General features: G+C 34.5%; 20 protein-coding genes and 2 tRNA genes. 6 read left to right on the forward strand and 16 right to left on the reverse strand.

Features of this window, described 5'->3' with window-relative positions; translation table 11 throughout:
* Positions 1-14: 14 nt before the first annotated feature.
* The gene (locus R2I74_RS04295; protein ID WP_316355290.1) at positions 15-410 is read right to left on the reverse strand and encodes a phosphotransferase; all 396 of its coding nucleotides are present in this window, start codon (positions 408-410) and stop codon (positions 15-17) included.
* Entirely contained in the window at positions 404-916 is a 513-nt protein-coding gene (locus R2I74_RS04300; RefSeq protein WP_316354142.1) for a phosphotransferase, read from the reverse strand. Before R2I74_RS04300 ends, R2I74_RS04295 begins: the two co-directional genes overlap by 7 nt.
* A gap of 291 nt (positions 917-1,207) precedes the next feature.
* On the opposite strand from R2I74_RS04300, the gene R2I74_RS04305 reads away from it, so the two are divergent.
* Positions 1,208-1,293, forward strand: a tRNA-Leu gene (locus tag R2I74_RS04305).
* Positions 1,294-1,323: 30 nt separating this feature from the next.
* Here R2I74_RS04305 and R2I74_RS04310 read toward each other — a convergent pair.
* The 11 genes from R2I74_RS04310 to tyrS form a co-directional block, all read right to left on the reverse strand.
* Entirely contained in the window at positions 1,324-2,016 is a 693-nt protein-coding gene (locus R2I74_RS04310; protein ID WP_316354143.1) for a CvpA family protein, read from the reverse strand.
* On the reverse strand, positions 2,013-2,759 hold the full coding sequence (locus R2I74_RS04315) for a 5-formyltetrahydrofolate cyclo-ligase (RefSeq protein WP_394355821.1): 747 nt from the start codon (positions 2,757-2,759) through the stop codon (positions 2,013-2,015). The genes R2I74_RS04310 and R2I74_RS04315 overlap by 4 nt, the downstream gene beginning before the upstream one ends.
* Positions 2,760-2,775: 16 nt before the next feature.
* Positions 2,776-3,465 carry a DNA polymerase III subunit epsilon gene (gene dnaQ, locus R2I74_RS04325; RefSeq protein ID WP_316354144.1) on the reverse strand — a complete coding sequence of 230 codons (690 nt, stop codon included), beginning with the start codon at positions 3,463-3,465 and terminating at the stop codon, positions 2,776-2,778.
* Positions 3,440-4,027 (reverse strand): dephospho-CoA kinase, encoded by a 588-nt coding sequence (gene coaE, locus R2I74_RS04330; RefSeq protein WP_316354145.1) that lies wholly within the window; start codon positions 4,025-4,027, stop codon positions 3,440-3,442. The genes dnaQ and coaE overlap by 26 nt, the downstream gene beginning before the upstream one ends.
* 116 nt (positions 4,028-4,143) lie before the next feature.
* Complete coding sequence (locus tag R2I74_RS04335; protein ID WP_316354146.1) at positions 4,144-4,803, reverse strand: SPOR domain-containing protein; 660 nt, start codon at positions 4,801-4,803, stop codon at positions 4,144-4,146.
* A gap of 248 nt (positions 4,804-5,051) precedes the next feature.
* A complete protein-coding gene (locus tag R2I74_RS04340) occupies positions 5,052-5,849 on the reverse strand; it encodes a division plane positioning ATPase MipZ (protein ID WP_394355855.1) in 798 nt (265 codons plus the stop codon).
* Between the two features lie 113 nt (positions 5,850-5,962).
* On the reverse strand, positions 5,963-7,471 hold the full coding sequence (locus R2I74_RS04345) for a leucyl aminopeptidase (RefSeq protein ID WP_316354148.1): 1,509 nt from the start codon (positions 7,469-7,471) through the stop codon (positions 5,963-5,965).
* A 48-nt stretch (positions 7,472-7,519) separates the two neighbouring features.
* Positions 7,520-7,596: transfer RNA gene (locus R2I74_RS04350), tRNA-Arg, on the reverse strand.
* 153 nt (positions 7,597-7,749) lie between these two features.
* Positions 7,750-8,286 carry a translation initiation factor IF-3 gene (gene infC / locus R2I74_RS04355; RefSeq protein ID WP_316355294.1) on the reverse strand — a complete coding sequence of 179 codons (537 nt, stop codon included), beginning with the start codon at positions 8,284-8,286 and terminating at the stop codon, positions 7,750-7,752.
* A 177-nt stretch (positions 8,287-8,463) separates the two neighbouring features.
* Positions 8,464-10,374: a threonine--tRNA ligase gene (thrS, locus tag R2I74_RS04360; RefSeq protein WP_316354149.1), complete on the reverse strand. Its 1,911-nt coding sequence runs from the start codon at positions 10,372-10,374 to the stop codon at positions 8,464-8,466.
* Between the two features lie 7 nt (positions 10,375-10,381).
* Entirely contained in the window at positions 10,382-11,620 is a 1,239-nt protein-coding gene (tyrS, locus tag R2I74_RS04365; RefSeq protein WP_316354150.1) for a tyrosine--tRNA ligase, read from the reverse strand.
* Between the two features lie 187 nt (positions 11,621-11,807).
* Between tyrS and R2I74_RS04370 the strand changes: the two genes are divergently transcribed.
* The 3 genes from R2I74_RS04370 to R2I74_RS04380 all read left to right on the forward strand — a co-directional run bounded on the left by R2I74_RS04370 (position 11,808) and on the right by R2I74_RS04380 (position 13,556).
* Complete coding sequence (locus R2I74_RS04370) at positions 11,808-12,023, forward strand: YdcH family protein (protein WP_316354151.1); 216 nt, start codon at positions 11,808-11,810, stop codon at positions 12,021-12,023.
* Positions 12,024-12,078: 55 nt separating this feature from the next.
* Entirely contained in the window at positions 12,079-12,639 is a 561-nt protein-coding gene (locus R2I74_RS04375) for a NifU family protein (RefSeq protein WP_316354152.1), read from the forward strand.
* A 230-nt stretch (positions 12,640-12,869) separates the two neighbouring features.
* On the forward strand, positions 12,870-13,556 hold the full coding sequence (locus tag R2I74_RS04380; RefSeq protein WP_316354153.1) for a hypothetical protein: 687 nt from the start codon (positions 12,870-12,872) through the stop codon (positions 13,554-13,556).
* Positions 13,557-13,947: 391 nt separating this feature from the next.
* Here the strand turns inward: R2I74_RS04380 and R2I74_RS04385 are convergent, their stop codons facing one another.
* Together R2I74_RS04385 and R2I74_RS04390 are read right to left on the reverse strand one after the other, a co-directional pair.
* Positions 13,948-14,115 carry a hypothetical protein gene (locus R2I74_RS04385; RefSeq protein WP_316354154.1) on the reverse strand — a complete coding sequence of 56 codons (168 nt, stop codon included), beginning with the start codon at positions 14,113-14,115 and terminating at the stop codon, positions 13,948-13,950.
* Positions 14,116-14,368: 253 nt separating this feature from the next.
* The gene (locus tag R2I74_RS04390; RefSeq protein ID WP_316354155.1) at positions 14,369-14,686 is read right to left on the reverse strand and encodes a HesB/IscA family protein; all 318 of its coding nucleotides are present in this window, start codon (positions 14,684-14,686) and stop codon (positions 14,369-14,371) included.
* A gap of 298 nt (positions 14,687-14,984) precedes the next feature.
* Between R2I74_RS04390 and R2I74_RS04395 the strand changes: the two genes are divergently transcribed.
* Together R2I74_RS04395 and argS are read left to right on the forward strand one after the other, a co-directional pair.
* On the forward strand, positions 14,985-16,136 hold the full coding sequence (locus tag R2I74_RS04395) for a deoxyguanosinetriphosphate triphosphohydrolase (protein WP_316354156.1): 1,152 nt from the start codon (positions 14,985-14,987) through the stop codon (positions 16,134-16,136).
* 2 nt (positions 16,137-16,138) lie between these two features.
* Complete coding sequence (gene argS / locus R2I74_RS04400) at positions 16,139-17,872, forward strand: arginine--tRNA ligase (protein WP_316354157.1); 1,734 nt, start codon at positions 16,139-16,141, stop codon at positions 17,870-17,872.
* 319 nt (positions 17,873-18,191) lie between these two features.
* Here argS and R2I74_RS04405 read toward each other — a convergent pair whose 3' ends face one another.
* The gene (locus R2I74_RS04405) at positions 18,192-18,842 is read right to left on the reverse strand and encodes an SCO family protein (RefSeq protein WP_316354158.1); all 651 of its coding nucleotides are present in this window, start codon (positions 18,840-18,842) and stop codon (positions 18,192-18,194) included.
* Position 18,843 lies beyond the last annotated feature (1 nt).

Here is an 18,843-nt window from a genome sequence, read left to right on the forward strand (position 1 = left end):
GATAAGACGAATCTTTATCCATAAATTACATCCTCAATAATTCTTTTTTGTATGAGTGCTTCAAGGCTATTTTTATCTGCTATCTGGCACAATTCAAAAGTTGCCTTCCATAAGACCCAGGCTTTTGCGCGAAGCCAAGTACCTTCATCTAATGCCATTTCTCGAATGAATATATCTCGCGCATTGTCTTTAAGAAAAGTCCAGGCAATAACCAAATCGCAAGCAGGATCACCTAAAGCCATACCGCCAAAATCGATAATGGCCGAGAGTTTACCATCCAAAAGCAACATATTACCGATCGCAAAATCACCGTGAATCATGATTTGAGGTTTATCCCATTTTGTCTTGCAGGCACGCTCCCACAGATCTATCGCGCATGCCCCATTGATAACAGTTGATAGTTCTAAAATTTGTTCTCTGGCACCTTATCGTAAACACTGACATTACACCCGCGCCACCAATTATGCTGGCCTGGAACTGACCCATCAACATCATCAATGCTTTGTAATTCCTTTAAAAACTTTACTAAATCAAACGCAAGCTTTTCGACGGCATAATTATCCAAAACTAGAAGGTTAATACTCGCTCCTGGGAGCCATTTATAAATGGAGAATGGGTATGGATAATCTCCAGACGCAGCACCCATTTTGATTGGAACAGGAATACTGACAGTTAAGTGAGGCGCTAGCTTCGGTAATAAGGCTTGTTCTTTAGGTACTTTCAAAGCATAAGATTTCGCAGTTGGCATACGAATTAACATGTCCGACCCTAATCGGTAAGTGCGGTTGTCATGACCTTGTTTTTCAACTGATGTAATTGGCAAATGAGCATATTCTGGAAATTGTTCAGCTATGAGCTGATGCGCAAGTTCAGGGGTGATACAAACGATTTCATTTACTCTTGATCTTAGGTTCACTGCTGTATGGCTTTGTTGACATTTTTTCTTGATCTTGATATATTATATCTCTAGTTCAAGTTAATTTACTATAATCTTAAATCCTATTCAAGCAACAACGCCATTCGTTCATATTGACTTCAAGATTTATTATACCTTATTTTAAACTTACAACACTCACTCATATGTTATAAAAATTTGTCCATAAAGCTTAAATCATCGATAAAATACTTGCTCTTTTATTTTTTTTTAGTTAGTGTATCGCTGTATTTAAATTTAAGCTTTTGTAGATTTAAAGCATATTTATAATGTGCCCGCGTGATGGAATGGTAGACATAACGGACTTAAAATCCGTGGGGCGTAAGCCCTTGCCGGTTCAAGTCCGGCCGCGGGTACCACTATAAAACTGAACTCTTACCAAATCAATGCTACTGTATTAGCAGTAAATCATCCAACTCACGCTCTAAAGCATCTTGTAACTCCGGATTAATTTGGCGTTTAGGGGCTATATCGTTGTACTTTCTTGTATTATCTAATTTCAGGCCATTATTAATAGCTTTATTAGACTTTGGTAGCGCAATCGATTCTAAGAAATTAATCGGTATAAAAGATATTAAGCCACCGCTTGTTTGTTCAAGATAAGGCGAAGTCAGAGACTGAGTTAACCATTTTGGATATTTTTTACTATCACAATGTTGGATAATATCTGCCATTGTCTCTGCTTTTAGATAACTAGTTGAAGCGAATATTGTGATAATTATAAATATTATTACAACAATGATGCCACCTCTAATAAACCCCGCTACTAATCCAAGAAATCGATCAACGATTCCTCCGCTAATATTTTCTACCATTATATAAAGTTTTGATGTAACAATACCTAATATAAGTAACGATATAAGGTATGAGCTGATACTACTAAGAATCATGATCACTATAGTACTATCAAGATATCTGACTAATATTAATTCTACAAAAGGATATAAAAAATACGCTGCCAGAAATGATAGCATAAATGCTATAAAACTAATACTGAGCTTTATCAAGCCCCGATACATTCCTAGCATCGATGATGTAGTGATAATTGTTAGAACTATTATATCAAATATACTAAGATTCATGTTTTTATTACATATTGATCAGTAATGACATAATCTAGCTTATGATCAAATGTTTCATAAGGCACATATTCCATCAACCATTGATGAAAACATATTCCAACTGTGATTACAGCATTAGATGCTTTAATTCTACTTAAGTAACGATCATAATATCCTTGCCCAAACCCTAAACGATATCCACTAATGCTAAGCGCAAGACTAGGGATAATAATAATATCTGGAAATACTTCAAAGGTTGCTGTTGGTTGATATAAATTAGGTATTAAACTTTGAGAAACTGGATCACCCAGATGATATTTGGCAAATATCATCTGTTGAGTTTCTAATATTTTAGGCAGCCCCATATAACCATTAGCAATAATAGCAATCCTTAATAAGTCTGGTTCTCCTTTAAGTGGCCAGTATAGGCCTATATAATGTCTATTAAATTCTGAAGCTTTGGTATCATCAAAAAATTTTGGACATCTATTACTAATTACCGCTAATGTATTTTTGTAAATTTTATTATTAGCTTGTTGATATTGATATTCATCGAATGTCTTACGTTCTCTAATTATTTGTTCTCTGATAAGTTGTTTATGCAGCTTGCTATTATTTTTACTTACTAATTGTGTATATACCTGCGATACTTCAAAATTTGCTACGTCAAACTTCGAGATTCGTATGCTCTCACGTATAAGAATACGTTGCGAGTGTTCATCGCTTATTTTCTTACCAACTTTTGAAGTATCGAAGGTATACATATATTTTCAAAACTAATTATAACCAACTTGATGGTACAACGAGTTTTGTTAAAAAATTATTATGATTTTCTAGCTCTGTTCTAGTAGGTGATATTACTTTAAGCTTCGCTGAGTCAACATTATAAGAAGTAATAATGGCCATAGCAGATTTTTGCTGTTGATTGGTGTTAGTGATTTCAAAAAATCCTTGCTTTCCTCCCAATAATTCTACATAGACCTCAGCAAGCAATACTGCATCCTTTAATGCTCCATGGAACTGACGTGCAGAATTATCAACATTAAATCTTTTACATAGCGCATCTAAGCTGACCTTCATTCCGGGAAACATTTTCCTGGAGATTGCAAGAGTATCAATGGTATTATTAAGCTCAATTGATGGTTGATTGATTAATGACAGTTCATGATTAAGAAACTTGACATCAAATTGCGCATTATGAATAACTAACTTACTATCCGAAATAAATTGTAAAAATTCAATGGCCACATCTTTAAACAATGGTTTATTCTTAAGAAATTCACCTGAGATACCATGAATCCTGTATGCTTCAGTAGGCATATCACGTTCAGGATTAAGATAAAAATGAAATTGAGCGCCGGTTAACACTCTATCAATCATTTCCAGAGCCCCAATTTCTACGATACGATGCCCACTCCTTGGGTCAAGACCAGTGGTTTCAGTATCAATTATTATTTCGCGCATATTCATGACATTTTTGTATTAATTTATGAATTTGTGATTCTAATTCTATAAGATTGGTATCAGTATTGATAATAAAATTTGCTTTTTTAATCTTGTAATCTTGTGGTAATTGAATGGTTTCAATATGATCATAAATTTGCTGATCAAAATTAACTCGCATTTTTGCACGTTCTAACCGTGATTGTTCAGAGCAAAAAGTTGTAACTATTAAATCAAAATAGCACTCAAAGTGAGATTCAAATAATAATGGAATCTCAGCAAAAAGCAATAAATCATCTTTATTTTTTTGTTTAAATGCCAATAATGCCTCTATCACCAAAGGGTGAATAAAATTCTGTAATCTCTCTCTAATTTTATCATTGTGATAAATTAATTTAGCTATTTCGACTTTATCAAAAACCTTCAATTCTGGTATTAAGTTTAAAATTTGCTGTTGAATAAACTGATCTTTATACAAATTCTTAACGAATTCATCAGCAGAAAAGATGTGAAACTTCATAGAAGATAGATAGTTTAAAACAAAACTTTTACCAGAAGCGAAACTACCGGTGATACCTATTGCAATCATTAGACCTCTTGCATAAATATATCTGGTTTATAATTTTGTTGTCAAATTTGACTCAAGGTACAGCATGCGAATCCCGAAATTTGACACACCAAATCTTGAAGTGTCGAAGGTATATATTAATTAGTTAATACTGTACAGCGCTGCTGTGATTTAGCAAGCTGTTTACAGATATTTTTTGCCTGATTTAAGTTATTATATCCATTCACCAACAATATATAGTAAAATTTACCCTGATTATCCTTAATTTTTTGCATACTCATCCTGTCCGTCATGAGTAATTTAGGATGTCGTTTTTTCAGTTTTTCCCATAAAGCTATACCCTCTACTTCAGATTTAACTGAAGCTAATTGTATTTTGTATTTATGTTGTACTTTGTTCTGGATTAATGTTTGATCTAGTTTTTTTGTTTTTTCGGTAACTTTAATAATATTCAAAGAGCTAGTAATAGTTGACGATTTTGTCATAGTAGAAGATTGCTCCTTATTACCAGTCACAATATCAGTAATTATAATATCTATTGGATCTATATATTCCTGTTTATGAGAAAGTAATGATTCAATATTCAACGGTTGCTCTGGCTCAGGGAGCAAATCAATTTTCTTATTATAATTATGTTGTGTTGGTGTTATAAGGTCGGTTAAATTATTTGGAGAATGTAGAGAGTCCTCACTGGTACGCAAAGGTTTGATTTTAGTTTCTGTATTATCAGGATAAATAGTAATAATTTCATTGATAGAAGACGCAAAATAGTTATTATAAATAAAATAACTACTCATACTAATTAGGATAATAGAAAATATAGTTTTTAATAAGCGAATGTTATAATTTTTGTTTATGGAATAAATTTCTCGCATATTTACTCGACGCTTCTCGAAGTATAAGTTTAACATGACTCAACACACTAGGTTCTCGCTATAGTAAACTAAGTTGAATTAGCATAATTTTTATAGAAGCCATGCTGAATTCATTTTAACATCTTATGCAATTATCAAAATCATCCCGAACAAAGACAGTCGTCCTGAAACTATATACCTAAACAATTTAGAAAATCCCGTAATTCTTGCCTAGCTGCCACATGCGATAAAGCTAGTGGCTTTCCGAGATTTGCAGTGGTTAAGTCGAGTAATGTTAAGCCATATAAAAATAATTCTCGAAATACTACACGTTCACTAAAGCCAGGAGCAATCTTAAAACTAATTCGTTTTGCTAATTTTTCGAGTACATACCCTACATTACGTTTATTTACTGCATCAATCTGGCTTAATCGGTTACGCATTACTATCCACTCTATTGAGCTCTGATCTCGCGCTGCCCGCTGCATTTTTTGTTCCCAAACCATCTGGCTATAAATAGATGGACTAATAATACTAAGATCATCAGGATTTATTTTAGCCATGACGTCCAGATCCATAAAACTATCATTAATAGGTGTAATGATGGTATCAGCATAAGAATGAGCTAATTTTGATAATGATGAATGATAACCAGGAGTATCAATTACTATATATTTCGCTAAATTGCGCGCATCATTTAATTTTTGTTCAAACAACAACTGGTTTGCATCTTCATCTTTTTCGTCGTTAGTCGTTAAATAAAAATGACAAGATTGTGGTACTGATTTATCGGGATTTTTCTGATTATATAATTCTCGATTTTTTATATAATTAGTAAGTGAGAGCTGACGTAAATCTGTATCTATGCTGGCAACTTTATACCCTTGATCAAGGAGAGCACTAATTAAATGCATCGCACAGGTAGTTTTACCTGCACCCCCTTTTTCATTGCCAATTACAAATATGCGAGACATATTTCTATCTTGGATAGGCTAACAAAGCACAGATAGATAGTAACATATAAAAAAGTAAGACAGCTGTATTAATAGATGAGTACAGCATAATCCTGCTAATTTGTGTGTTAATAGCTGGCTGCGCTTTGCTATACTTCATAATTATCTTGGATAAATTGATTTAACAACCGTACCCCATAACCAACGGCACCTTTTGGACAAATAGCCTTACCATTTTTTTCCCAAGCCATACCTGCAATATCAAGATGAGCCCAAGCAGTACCTTCATTAACAAAACGAGCAATAAAATGTGCTGCGGTAGAACTACCAGCACCATTACCGCTACTTATATTAGCCATATCAGCTATATCAGATTTCAACATCTTGTCGTAATCTTTATGCAACGGCATGCGCCATAATTTCTCATTGACCTGATCTCCAGCTTTAATCAACTGTGAAGCTAGTTCTTCGTTATTAGAAAAACAACCAGCGTAAACATTGCCCAAAGCTACGACAATTGCTCCAGTCAATGTTGCAAGGTCGATGATGCATTTTGGTTTGAATCTATCTTGCGTATACCAAATAGCATCAGCAAGCACTAATCTTCCTTCAGCATCAGTATTAAGTACTTCTGCAGTTTGACCAGACATGGTCTTAACTATATCACCTGGTCTTTGAGCATTACCAGATGGCATATTCTCGACTAAACCAATTACACCGACAACATTGACTTTTGCCTTACGTAAAACCAGCGCTTTTATCGCTCCAACGCAAGCAGCAGAACCAGCCATGTCATACTTCATATCTCCCATACCAGCTGCTGGTTTGATCGAAATACCGCCTGAATCAAAAGTCACGCCCTTACCTACGAAAGCCACTGGCGCTATGCTGTGATCACTCTCACCAAAATAGTGCATCACTACTAATTTAGATTCATTTTGTGATCCTTGCCCCACACCAAGCAAAGCTCCCATACCGAAATTGCGCATTTCTCGTTCGCCATAAATCTCCACCTTAATGCCCAGAGGCTCAAGATCATGCTGTATCATCTCTGCATAAGATGCTGGATATAGAATGTTAGGAGGTTCACTAATATAATTTCTGGCACTAAATACCCCAGTTACTATAGCTTTTTTTTCAATAAATAATTTTTCTGCAACCGCAATATCATCAACCAAAATTTCTACTGCATTTACAGAATTCTTATCTTCATCTTTTTTCTTGGTGAAGTATGAATCAAATTGATAAGACCCTAATAATATCCCACTGCTTAATAAAGCTGCAGCAACTTCACACTGGAAATCACCAATTTTACCGGTTAACATTATACCAATACTTACTGCCTTAGTTGAATTAGCTAGAGACAAAACCTTTCCCCCTAATTCTTCAAGACAAGAAGCTTTCAGCTTTGATTCATCACCGATACCAATAATAATTAAATGCTTAACTGCACCGGCTTTATTGGTAGTAGTTAATATCTTACTTTGACCAGATTTACCGGAAAAACCACGTGCATCCTGGATGGTCTTTGAGATCAAGCCATGATGCTGCTGATCGAATATCATAGTTGCATTATCAAGTTTTAACCGTTCGTCAATAAAGATAACTTCAACTTGATTATCAGATAAAGTATGTTTTGAAAATTTTATATTTAGCATGCTGACACTCATCAATCAATTGTCTAAAGTAAAATTAGGTAATAATTTTGGCGCGCCCTGGAGGATTCGAACCTCCGACCTACAGATTAGAAATCTGTTGCTCTATCCTGCTGAGCTAAGGGCGCTAATATATGGCTTCCTCAGTTGAATTATGTATGTCAAATATGCTGCGCCTCAAGCTTACGCGCAACAAAGCAATCTACCTCGCTGTTCCATTAACATATCATAATTCAACTAAGCGACGCTATAACTCGAAAATATTAGATCTCTTGCATAACCTACTTACTACCGGAGGAGATAGGACACACCATCATCATAATTTGTTTACCTTCCATCCTGGGCTCCGATTCAATTTTGGCTACTCCTTCAAGACTTGCAATGATCCGATTAAACAGCTGCATCCCTATATTTTGGTGCATAATTTCCCTACCTTTAAACCATAAAGAAATCTTTACTTTATCCCCTTCACTAAGAAACTCTTTAATTTTACGTAACTTAGTATCAAAATCACCTTGACCTATATTAAGCTTAAATTTCATTTCTTTAATGACTGTAATTTTCTGCTTTTTCTTGCTATCGTGAACTTTTTTCTTAGATTCATATTTAAATTTACCAAAATCCAATATCTTACATACTGGCGGTTCAGCAGTAGGCGACACCTCAACTAAGTCTAACGCAGCTTTCTCAGCACGCTCCAAAGCCTCATGTATAGTAACTACACCACACATTTCACCATTTTCATCTACTAATCTAACTAATTTAGCTCTAATATCTCTGTTAGCTTTAGGGAAATTATTATCTTTTGTTCCAGAAATAGCCTTACTCCTTAAAATAGTTAATACTTATACTTCATGAACATTACTTCGTGAACATTGGATAGACGAAGGTCAAAATTGAAAAAGAGCTAGGAGTATCTCCGTCTGCGGAGCGCAGCGTACTTAAGTACGTGAACACCACAGATCTTTAGATACGACAACGCCAATTCTCGAAGTTTAACAAGTATATTTGTTGTTCTCAAGCAATACAAACTGTATTAAATCCATTACACTCATTACTTTCTGTTCACTTGAACCTAATGTTCGTAATGTTATAGTGCCATCGAGCACTTCCTGCTTACCGACGACTGCTATCAGTGGCACTTTTTTACTTGAGAAATTACGTACTTTATAATTCACTTTTTCTGCAGAAATGTCAAGTTCTGATCTTACACCATTTTCGACTAACAGCTTATTCACTTGAGCTGCATATTCATCACTATCATTAGTAATAGTAAGCACCGCAACCTGTGTAGGCGCTAGCCACAAAGGAAATTTACCAACATATTCTTCAATCAAAATGCCAATAAATCTCTCTAATGACCCTAAAATTGCTCGATGTAACATTACTGGGCGCTTTTTTTCTCCACCAGCTGCAATATAAATAGCATCTAAACGCTCAGGCAAGACAAAATCCACTTGTAAGGTTCCGCACTGCCAATCTCTGCCAATAGCATCTCTTAAATGAAATTCCAACTTTGGTCCATAAAATGCTCCATCACCAGGATTTAAAGTGTATTCCAGCCCAGCAGCAACCACTGCTTTCTGCAATGCAGATTCTGCTTGATCCCAAACTTCATCAGCTCCAGCTCTGAGCGCAGGGCGATCAGAAAATTTTACGTTAACCACATTAAAACCGAAATCGCTATATACTTCTTGTAATAATTTACAAAAATTTACTGTCTCACTAATTATTTGATCATTAGTACAAAAAATGTGAGCATCATCTTGCACCATAGAACGTACTCTCATTAAACCATGTAATCCACCAGAAGCCTCATTACGATGGCATAGACCAAATTCCGCCATTCGCAAAGGTAAATCACGATAACTCTTGGTACCTTGTTTAAATATTTGTACATGACAAGGACAATTCATTGGCTTTAAAGCTAATATTTTCTCATCAGCTTCTAAAGCAAACATATTTTCTCTAAATTTTTCCCAATGTCCTGAAGCCTCCCAAAGGCTCTTATCTAATAGTACTGGTGTTTTTACCTCAATATATCCAGCCTTTCTAATTTTAGTTCTAATATACTGCTCAATGGTACGATAGATGCTCCATCCCTTATCATGCCAGAAAGGCATACCTTGAGCTTCATCTTGAAAATGAAAAAGGTCAAGCTCACGACCAACTTTTCTGTGATCACGTTTTTCAGCTTCTTCTAGCATATTTAAATAATCATCAAGCTGACTTGCCGTAGCCCAGGCCGTACCATATATACGCTGTAACATCTGATTCTTACTATCGCCACGCCAATAAGCGCCGGCAATTTTCATTAGCTTAAAATGTTTTACTTTACCGGTAGATGGGCTATGTGGACCACGACATATATCAACAAAATTACCTTGCTTATAAATAGTAATTTGTTGATCCACAGCTATTGATTCTATTATTTCTGCCTTGTAAGGTTCTTTCTGCTCACGAAAAAATTTTATTGCATCATCTCTATTCCAAACTTCACGAGTAATTTTTTCATTACGCTTAACAATCTCGTGCATTTTTTTTTCAAGAGCCGTCATATCTTCTGGAGTAAATGGCTTAGTAGTAGCAAAATCATAATAAAAACCATTTTCAATCGCTGGTCCTATAGTCACTTGGATATCTTGAAACAACTCTTTTGCCGCTTCTGCAAGAATATGTGCAGCATCATGACGCAAGACTTCCAGGCATTCTTGATCTTTGGCAGTTAAAATTCTGATGCTAGCATCAACATTAATTGGCAAACTTAAATCTTTGAGCTCACCATTTACTTCAATCACCAACGCTTCTTTAGCTAGTGAAGATGATATTTTACTGGCAATGTCAAAGCCTGTAATGCCAAGCTCAAATTGCATCTTAGTTTTATCTGGAAGTTCTATATTAATCATATCTAATTTATTTAACTTTAATTAACAGATGTTTTTTCTTACCTGATGATAATTTCAAATAGCTTTGATCAAACAACAAGCTACTATTCACTACCATATTTTCATCACTGACCAGATGATCATTAATTTTTGCACCACCACCTCTAATTAATCTACTACCCTCAGATTTTGAACTAGCCAAATTAGCGACTACCAACAATTCACAAATAGGAATACCGTTTGCAAGTTGATCAATCGTGATAAAAATAGTAGGTAAGTTAGCATCTATCATCTTGTGTTCAAATAGTTTAGTGGCAGTTGTTAATGCATCCACTGCTGCTGCCTCGCCATGACAAATAGCAGTTAGCTTAAAGGCCAGCTGCTTTTTTGCAGCGTTAATATCGCTGTCAACTAAATGATTAAATTCACTAAATTCAGTATCAGTGAATTCAGCATATAATTTTGTAAATCTTGTTAAATCAGCATCAGCACAATTGCGCCAGAATTGATAATATTCATATGGGCTTAACATTTCTTCGTTTAACCAAACAGCACCATTAACTGACTTACCCATTTTTTGACCAGAACTTGTGGTCAGTAAAGGCGTAGTAATACCATACACTTCCTGTTTAGAGAACTTATGACATAAATCTACACCCATAACGATATTACCCCACTGATCGCTTCCACCAATTTGTAATACACAACCATATTTCTTATTTAGCTGACAAAAATCATAAGCTTGTAATAAAGCATAATTAAATTCTAAAAAAGTTAGCGCTTGTTCTCGATCAATTCGTGCTTTTACTGAGTCCAGCGTCAGCATCCGATTAACCGAGATCAATCTACCATAATCACGTAAAAATCCAAGATAATTTATATGCTCAAGCCATTCTGAATTATCTAATATTATGGCATCACTTGCACCATCACCAAATTTAATAAATTTAGCCAGTGAATTTTTAATACCATTAATATTTTTTGTTAGCTCTTCCTGATTAAGGATTTTTCGTAAATCATCGCGACCAGTCGGATCGCCAATCTTAGTAGTCGCTCCGCCAATAACAATAATAGGCTGATGCCCATAGCGCTGCAACAGGCGTAAGATCATAATTTGTAGCAAATTACCTACATGCAATGAAGAAGCAGTACAATCAAAACCTACATAAGCAACAACTTTCTGAGTAGCGAATAATTGGGTCAATTTATCTAAATTTGTACATTGGTACATGTAGCCACGAGCTACAAAATCTTTAATAAAACTCATCTTACAAATATTTGTATTTTGTATTTATATAATAACCAATTATGATTGTGGTAAAATTAGCAATAGTGTCAAGTTAAAATATCATATTAATTAACCAAAAGTTAGAGCAAGATTTGTAATTATATTTTGTGGGCGAAATTATTTATGATATTATAACCAAGGAATAATAAGCTGGAATTTAAATTATATGGCTATGACCGATGAAGAATTGCCACTAACCGAAGAATTAAAGCAACTGGAACAAGAACATACTAACTTAAATCAGTTAATAGATGATTGCTTGCATCAGGGAGAAAGTGATTTAGATCAACTTACCATGCAAAGACTAAAAAAGCGTAAACTATTGATAAAGGATCGTATTGCATATATCAAGTCAATCTTATATCCTGATATAGTAGCTTGAATTTAATTATTATAGCTATGGCAGACTGAATCTTAATATTTAGAGTAAATACCCTATGTTAATTCGTACTGAATATACCCCCAACCCACAAGCAATGAAATTTTTACCTGGGATCATTATTGCCGGTAGTCAACCAATACATTTTAGTGATCCTAGTCATGCCAAAGCAAAAAGTAGCTTGGCTTTAAAATTATTCGATATTGAAAATGTGACAGCAATATTTTTTGGCGATGATTTTATTACAATAACAAAATCCACCACCAGCGATTGGAGCGTGCTTAAACCAGAAATCTTGATGACCATGATGGATCATTTTACCATGGACTTGCCCATATTTGATTGCGCCGCAGAAAAATTATACTCAAGCGAATTAGAAGGCGTCTCTGATATAGAAAAACAGATAATTGAAATTATAGAAACACGAGTACGGCCGTCTGTTGCTATGGATGGTGGCGATATAATATATCGTGGCTTTAAAGATGGAGTGGTTAAACTGGAATTACATGGAGCTTGTTCCGGTTGTCCAAGTTCAAGCATCACCCTAAAAAATGGCATTGAATCAATGCTACAACATTTTGTACCAGAAGTAAAATCTGTAGAAGCGGTTTCAGAATGATATGAAGATTAGGCTCTGCACGTAGCTTATTGACAATATTAAAAAAAGTGTGAAATTCACACAATACTACTAACTAACATGATTTAGATATAGTTTTGCTATAAAAAATAAGAAAATAGTTTATCATATAGACTCTAGTGTACAACCTAATTAATTCTATAATTAATTAGGTTAAATGATAAGTCTTTAAAAGTTATTTTATTATTAATCAGATTTATGGAGATAAATTTATGCCAGGCACATTAACACAAAATTTAACAGCAGAATTAGGTTCAGCACTTCAAGGCATATTAACCGAAAAAGTAAAATCACTAGTGCCTACAGAAGCTGTAGATCAATATCAAGGTTTAGCTAATGAGAAAATAAAAGAAATGGGCACTAAAATTACCGACGTTTCTCATGGCGCAATCGACACGGCTACTACATGGCTAGAAGGTAGTATTAATAAAGGAATCGATAAATTACCTTTTGGAGATACAGTTAAAGATACTTTAAAAGAAGTAAATAGTGGCTTGTGCGCTACTATAAATGTTGTTGGTAAGGCGTTGGTAGATACCGCGATTGAGTCAGGAAAAAAGATAGTTACTAACGTAGTAGAAAGCTTGGGTAGTGCAGCAAAAAGCATATGGAGTGGTGTTTGTAATTTTTTATCCGGTAAAGAAACTAAAGATCAAGTGCTAGAGGATGCAAAAAAAACTGTGAATACTGCAGTAGACAATATTAAAACTGGTACTATAAGCGCAGCAAAAGAAGGAGCCAATAAAATAACAAGTACTGCAAAAACTGGGGTTGAGGAAATAAGTGGACAAGCCAGTAAAGGTGTGCAAAAAGCAGCTCATGAAGTAGTTGGGGGATTTACTAAGAAACTAGAGGAAAGCAGAAGTAACCCTCCAAGTACGGACAAAGGTAAATTTTAATAAAATTAAATAGATAGATTATTATACTAGTGTTTGTTCACAAGCTTTTAAAATTGAACATAGCATGCCTGGTACAACCTTATTGCGGACGAAGCCGCAGGGCTAGTGTGGTCATTTACAGTCAGCGTTCACGGTTTTGAGAAAAAGTCGTCTGAGCTGAGATTTTGTTAAAAATCGAAGCAATCCAGAAAATCTAGCGCTTTGACTGGATTGCTTCAGAGCCAAAGCTCTTCACAATGACGTTGGTCGCCAGCTTTGTAAGTCGTATATTGACGTTCAATTTTAAAAACCGTGCACACTCACAATCTATAAATAAGTAATCAAACAAAATAGCTTGTTTATTTATATCTCGCAATGACACAGACAAAACTCGTCAGCAATAGTTGTAAATTCACAGTTTATTCTTAAACATTAACCAAATAATAAAGCAAATTACTAAAAACTGTAGCAACATTACTCCATCATAGGTTATCCATTTAGCTAAATATTGTCTAAAAAATTGTAACAGCCCCAAAGGTAGTGACATTATACAAATTTTGATAATACTATTATTATTCATTTTTTATCATATATTCATAGTTTACAAATTAACCAAAAATGCTTAATCATAAGCGTCAAGTGTGACGTGTGTGTGGTAGCTCAAAGCTTGAGTTTTATCTCAGAGCATGTCAGATCAGTAGATATAAGAGGTAATTTTATCGTCAAAACTTGTCTCCGTTCCGAAACAAACAAAGAGACTGCTTGCGGTACTCTATTTTGTTTTTGTCTGAAAAATTCCTCTCTTATATCTACTGATCTGACCTGACATGCTCTCAAACACTAAAAGAATTACCACAACCGCATTTACCAGTTGCTTTTGGGTTTTTAATCTCAAAGTAAGAATTGCCTAACTCTTCGATAAAATCTATGATACATCCAGACATATATAGCAGGGACACTTCATCTATAGCAATTTTAATGCCATCTTGTGCGATAATATAATCTTCTTTTGTAATTTCTGATACAAATTCATATTTATACTGAAACCCTGAACAACCGCCACCATCTACGGAAATTCTAAGAATCATCCCAGCATCAGGCTGCAAAAACTTTATTCTTTTAAATACATTGTTGGTAGCTGTGATCTGCATATATTATAGTTTTTCCAGTTGCAATTAGATCATAGTCAATATGAGAAGAATTACAGAAACCTGTTATACTTAAAAATTCTATTGTTGAAAAGTATCTCATCTAGTTCTATATTAGTAGTAATTCATGATATTTCAAGTTAGAACGTAGACATTTTTAATTATTTTTCATAAAATTTACATCTATGATCTTTCACGAAATAATTAAGCCTGCTGTTCTGAAGCCCGTACTAATCTTGGATAAACCAGTTATACAAACTTAGCATTATTAATATTTTGCTAAAAATTTAGGAGTATTTTAATGCTTGCTTCATATGCCTGTGACCCAATAAATACAAAAGGTAGATTATATCCTGAGCAATCAACACCTTATAGAAATGAATTTGAACGTGATCGCGATCGCTTAATCCACTCTAATGCTTTTAGAAGGTTACAATATAAGACTCAAGTGTTCGTTAATCATGAAGGAGATCATTATCGAAATCGTCTTACACATTCGATAGAAGTATCCACGGTAGCGCGTTCAATCGCCAAAGCTCTTGATCTCTGCGATGATCTGGCAGAGAGCGTCGCACTCGCGCATGATTTGGGTCACACCCCATTTGGACATGCAGGAGAAGAAGCTTTAAATGAGTGCGTAAAACAGCATCAGAAATTTTCGCATAATGCGCACTCCTTAAAAATTCTTACTCGGCTAGAGCATAAATATGCAACATATGATGGATTGAATTTAAGTTGGGAAATATTAGAAGGTATCGTAAAACATAACGGACCATTAATTGACGACATACCAGAATATGTATTAGAATATAATGCCATCAATGATCTTGATTTGCAGAATTATTCTTCGGCGGAAGCTCAGCTTTCATCATTATCTGATGATATAGCATATATTTGTCATGACTTGGAAGATAGTGTACGTGCCAATATTATAGATTTCAATCATTTATCAGAACTTACATTAATTGATCAATATATTTTTGAGATTAGATCAAAATTTAATGATATAAAACCGTCACGATTAATTTATGAAGTAGTAAGAAAATTAATACATCATTTTATAGAAAGCTTATTATCTCAAACTAAAACTAATCTAAAATTATACAAAATCGAAACTGCTACCGACATACGAAACTTGGGTCATCAACTAGTAGATTTTACAGATCCTATAAAAGATGAAATAGTACAAATCAAGCAATTCTTACTGGCAAAAGTATATAAACATCCCAAAGTTGTATCAGTCACTCTAAAATGTCAAAAAATTATCTCTGAACTTTTTGCACTATATATAGATAATATTAATTTATTACCTTATAGCTGGCAAGCGCTAATTGACACGCAATGCCCTAAATCCAAAGCTTTAACCGTAGCAGATTATATTGCCGGGATGACTGATCGTTTTGCCATCAATGAGTATAAAACACACTATAACATTAATTTTGACAATATATAATTATGAATATTTTTAATCAATTAAAACAAGACATTATTCAAGCCGGGCAAAAAATATCTACAGATCATACTCTATTAGCACTGACCAATATTGAAATACCCAAAGATCATTTGAATGGTGATTTATCAACAAATATTGCCATGATCATAGCAGCGAAGGAAGGAATAAATCCTAGAGAAGTAGCAATAAAATTTAAGGAATTAATGTCAAATATTCCATATATTGCACATCTTGAAATAGCCGGCCCTGGATTCATTAATTTTACAATCAAAGCAGATAGATGGCATAATTGTATTCAACAAATTTTAAGTGATGATGAAGAATTTATCAGTATTAAGATTAGTGAAGGTGAAAAAGTCAATATAGAATTTGTTTCTGCTAATCCAACTGGCCCACTACATATTGGCCATGCACGTGGAGCTGTTTATGGTGATGCTCTTGCCTGTTTGCTGGATAAATGCGGATATAAAGTTACCAAAGAATATTATGTGAATGATGCTGGATCGCAAATAGATATTTTAATACAAACCGCTATCTTAAGATACAAGCAAGCATTAACTGGCGAGGAGATTTTGATTCCAGCCGGGCTTTATCCTGGTGAATATTTGATACCAGTTGGAATTAAGCTTGCCGAAGAATTTGGCGACAAACTGCTAACACTAGCTGATAGTGAATGTAATAACATAGTCAAGCAATTTGTAGTCACCGCAATGCTTGCAATTATAGCGAATGATTTGCATGCTTTAAAGGTTGAACATGATATCTTTTTCTCTGAGCAATCTTTACATGATCATGATCTAATAAGCACTACCGTAAACTCCTTAAGAAAGACAGGATTGGTATATGAGGGAGTCATTCCTCCACCAAAAGGTAAGATCGACCCAAATTGGCAAGAACGTACTCAACTACTGTTTAAATCAACGATGTTTGGCGATGATCAAGATCGACCACTGCAAAAATCTGATGGCTCATGGTCTTATTTTGCAGCTGACCTCGCTTATGCCCAAGATAAAATACGGCGTGGTTTCACTAATTTAATTTATATATTAGGAGCAGATCATAGCGGCTATGTAGCTCGAATAAAAGCAACTATCCAAGCTGTCGGTGAGGGCAAGATTAAACATGATATAAAAATTTGTCAACTGGTCAACTTTGTTGAAAACAACGTCCCTATTAAAATGTCAAAACGCAAAGGGAGTTTTACCACCGTCAAAGATGTTATCGAAGAAGTTGATGTCGATATTATCAGATTTATAATGTTAACACGTAAAAATGATGCAATACTTGATTTCGACTTAGCCAAGGTTAAAGAGCAATCAAAAGAAAATCCAGTATTCTATGTCCAATACGCTCATGTTAGAATCGTCTCTATCCTAGCCAATGGTGCTGAACATACTCCACAAGCATATGAAAAATTTATCAACAAACAATTTGATTTATCATTGCTAGCTTCTGAGGAAGAGATTGGATTAATCAAATTACTAGCTTCATGGCCAAAAATACTTGAAGGAGCAGCAAAACATTTTGAACCACATCGAATAGCTTTTTATTTATTAAACGTTGCCGCAAGATTCCACGCCCTCTGGAATCTTGGCAAGGAAAACAATGATTATCGTTTTGTACTTGAGGGTGACATTGAACTAACAGCTACACGCCTGGCTCTAGTAAAAGCTATACAAAAAATTATCGTTAATGGGTTGGAAATTATAGGAATTCAACCAATGGATAAGATGTGACGGTGAGCGTTATTCACGGATTTAAAAAAAAATTGTCATTGTGAGGTCACAACTGGCCGTAACAATCCAATAAATAGTCGTTCCACATTTTGGTTGTCAGCCTTGTAAAGATCTTATAAAGACTGGATTGCTTCGATTTTTAACGAAATCTCGCAATGACTTTTTCTAAAAACTGTGAACGCTTACAAGCTCATTACTAGTAGACTGATCCCTTTTTCATCAATCAGAGTTTGAAGAGTTGTTTATGCTCTGTTACATCTGTTATCAGTAAACTTGGAATTTGGTGTAACAACGTAAAAAACTGTTTATATCTATCGCTTCACTGACTGGTATTATTAACTCTAATAAAATCTATGATCTCTTCAGCGCTAGAGCTAAAATAAAAATGCTTGAGATATTGCCCATCTTTATCCAACAAATAAACAAATGATGAATGGTCAATCATATAATTCTTATTACCTTCTGCAGCTTTATTATCCATCGATCTAGCATAATATACTTTAAATTTATCAGCTACCTCTCTGATTTGCTTGACATTTCCAGTTAAGCCAATAAATTTTGGATGAAAATGAGGCAAATATTCCTTTAATACCCCTACAGTATCACGTTCAGGATCTATAGTGATAAATACTGGAGTGATATTTATTTTATACTTATCGAGCGTATTTAAAACTTCTGTTAATTTATAAAGGGAGGTCGGGCAAATATCAGGACAGTAAGTAAAACCGAAATATATCATACTTAAATGCCCTTTTAACATCGAACTATTGAAACTCTTACCATTAAAATCAGTGAGTTCAAAATCCCCACCTATTTGTGCATCATCTTTAATATTATTACCATGCCCTGCCAGAGGTTTAACTGGCGCTTCAATGGACAATAATAGATATAACGCAATTATTAACACCATAGCGCCAACTGCTATAATTATTTTAATAGTATTACTAATAGCTTTTTCCTCAGAGTTCATA

Origin of the sequence: Candidatus Trichorickettsia mobilis (assembly GCF_963422225.1) — a bacterium.
Taxonomy (GTDB): domain Bacteria; phylum Pseudomonadota; class Alphaproteobacteria; order Rickettsiales; family Rickettsiaceae; genus Trichorickettsia; species Trichorickettsia mobilis_B.

What these genes read in the sequence shown, in the direction of transcription:
- R2I74_RS04335 (WP_316354146.1), bottom strand. Translation starts at nt 4,803, where the DNA reads ATGAGTAGTTATTTTATTTATAATAACTATTTTGCGTCTTCTATCAAT.
- R2I74_RS04310 (WP_316354143.1), bottom strand. Translation starts at nt 2,016, where the DNA reads ATGAATCTTAGTATATTTGATATAATAGTTCTAACAATTATCACTACA.
- coaE (WP_316354145.1), bottom strand. Translation starts at nt 4,027, where the DNA reads ATGATTGCAATAGGTATCACCGGTAGTTTCGCTTCTGGTAAAAGTTTT.
- R2I74_RS04390 (WP_316354155.1), bottom strand. Translation starts at nt 14,686, where the DNA reads ATGCAGATCACAGCTACCAACAATGTATTTAAAAGAATAAAGTTTTTG.
- argS (WP_316354157.1), top strand. Translation starts at nt 16,139, where the DNA reads ATGAATATTTTTAATCAATTAAAACAAGACATTATTCAAGCCGGGCAA.
- R2I74_RS04385 (WP_316354154.1), bottom strand. Translation starts at nt 14,115, where the DNA reads ATGAATAATAATAGTATTATCAAAATTTGTATAATGTCACTACCTTTG.
- R2I74_RS04315 (WP_394355821.1), bottom strand. Translation starts at nt 2,759, where the DNA reads ATGTATACCTTCGATACTTCAAAAGTTGGTAAGAAAATAAGCGATGAA.
- R2I74_RS04375 (WP_316354152.1), top strand. Translation starts at nt 12,079, where the DNA reads ATGTTAATTCGTACTGAATATACCCCCAACCCACAAGCAATGAAATTT.
- thrS (WP_316354149.1), bottom strand. Translation starts at nt 10,374, where the DNA reads ATGATTAATATAGAACTTCCAGATAAAACTAAGATGCAATTTGAGCTT.
- dnaQ (WP_316354144.1), bottom strand. Translation starts at nt 3,465, where the DNA reads ATGAATATGCGCGAAATAATAATTGATACTGAAACCACTGGTCTTGAC.
- R2I74_RS04345 (WP_316354148.1), bottom strand. Translation starts at nt 7,471, where the DNA reads ATGCTAAATATAAAATTTTCAAAACATACTTTATCTGATAATCAAGTT.
- R2I74_RS04380 (WP_316354153.1), top strand. Translation starts at nt 12,870, where the DNA reads ATGCCAGGCACATTAACACAAAATTTAACAGCAGAATTAGGTTCAGCA.
- R2I74_RS04395 (WP_316354156.1), top strand. Translation starts at nt 14,985, where the DNA reads ATGCTTGCTTCATATGCCTGTGACCCAATAAATACAAAAGGTAGATTA.
- tyrS (WP_316354150.1), bottom strand. Translation starts at nt 11,620, where the DNA reads ATGAGTTTTATTAAAGATTTTGTAGCTCGTGGCTACATGTACCAATGT.
- R2I74_RS04405 (WP_316354158.1), bottom strand. Translation starts at nt 18,842, where the DNA reads ATGAACTCTGAGGAAAAAGCTATTAGTAATACTATTAAAATAATTATA.
- R2I74_RS04370 (WP_316354151.1), top strand. Translation starts at nt 11,808, where the DNA reads ATGGCTATGACCGATGAAGAATTGCCACTAACCGAAGAATTAAAGCAA.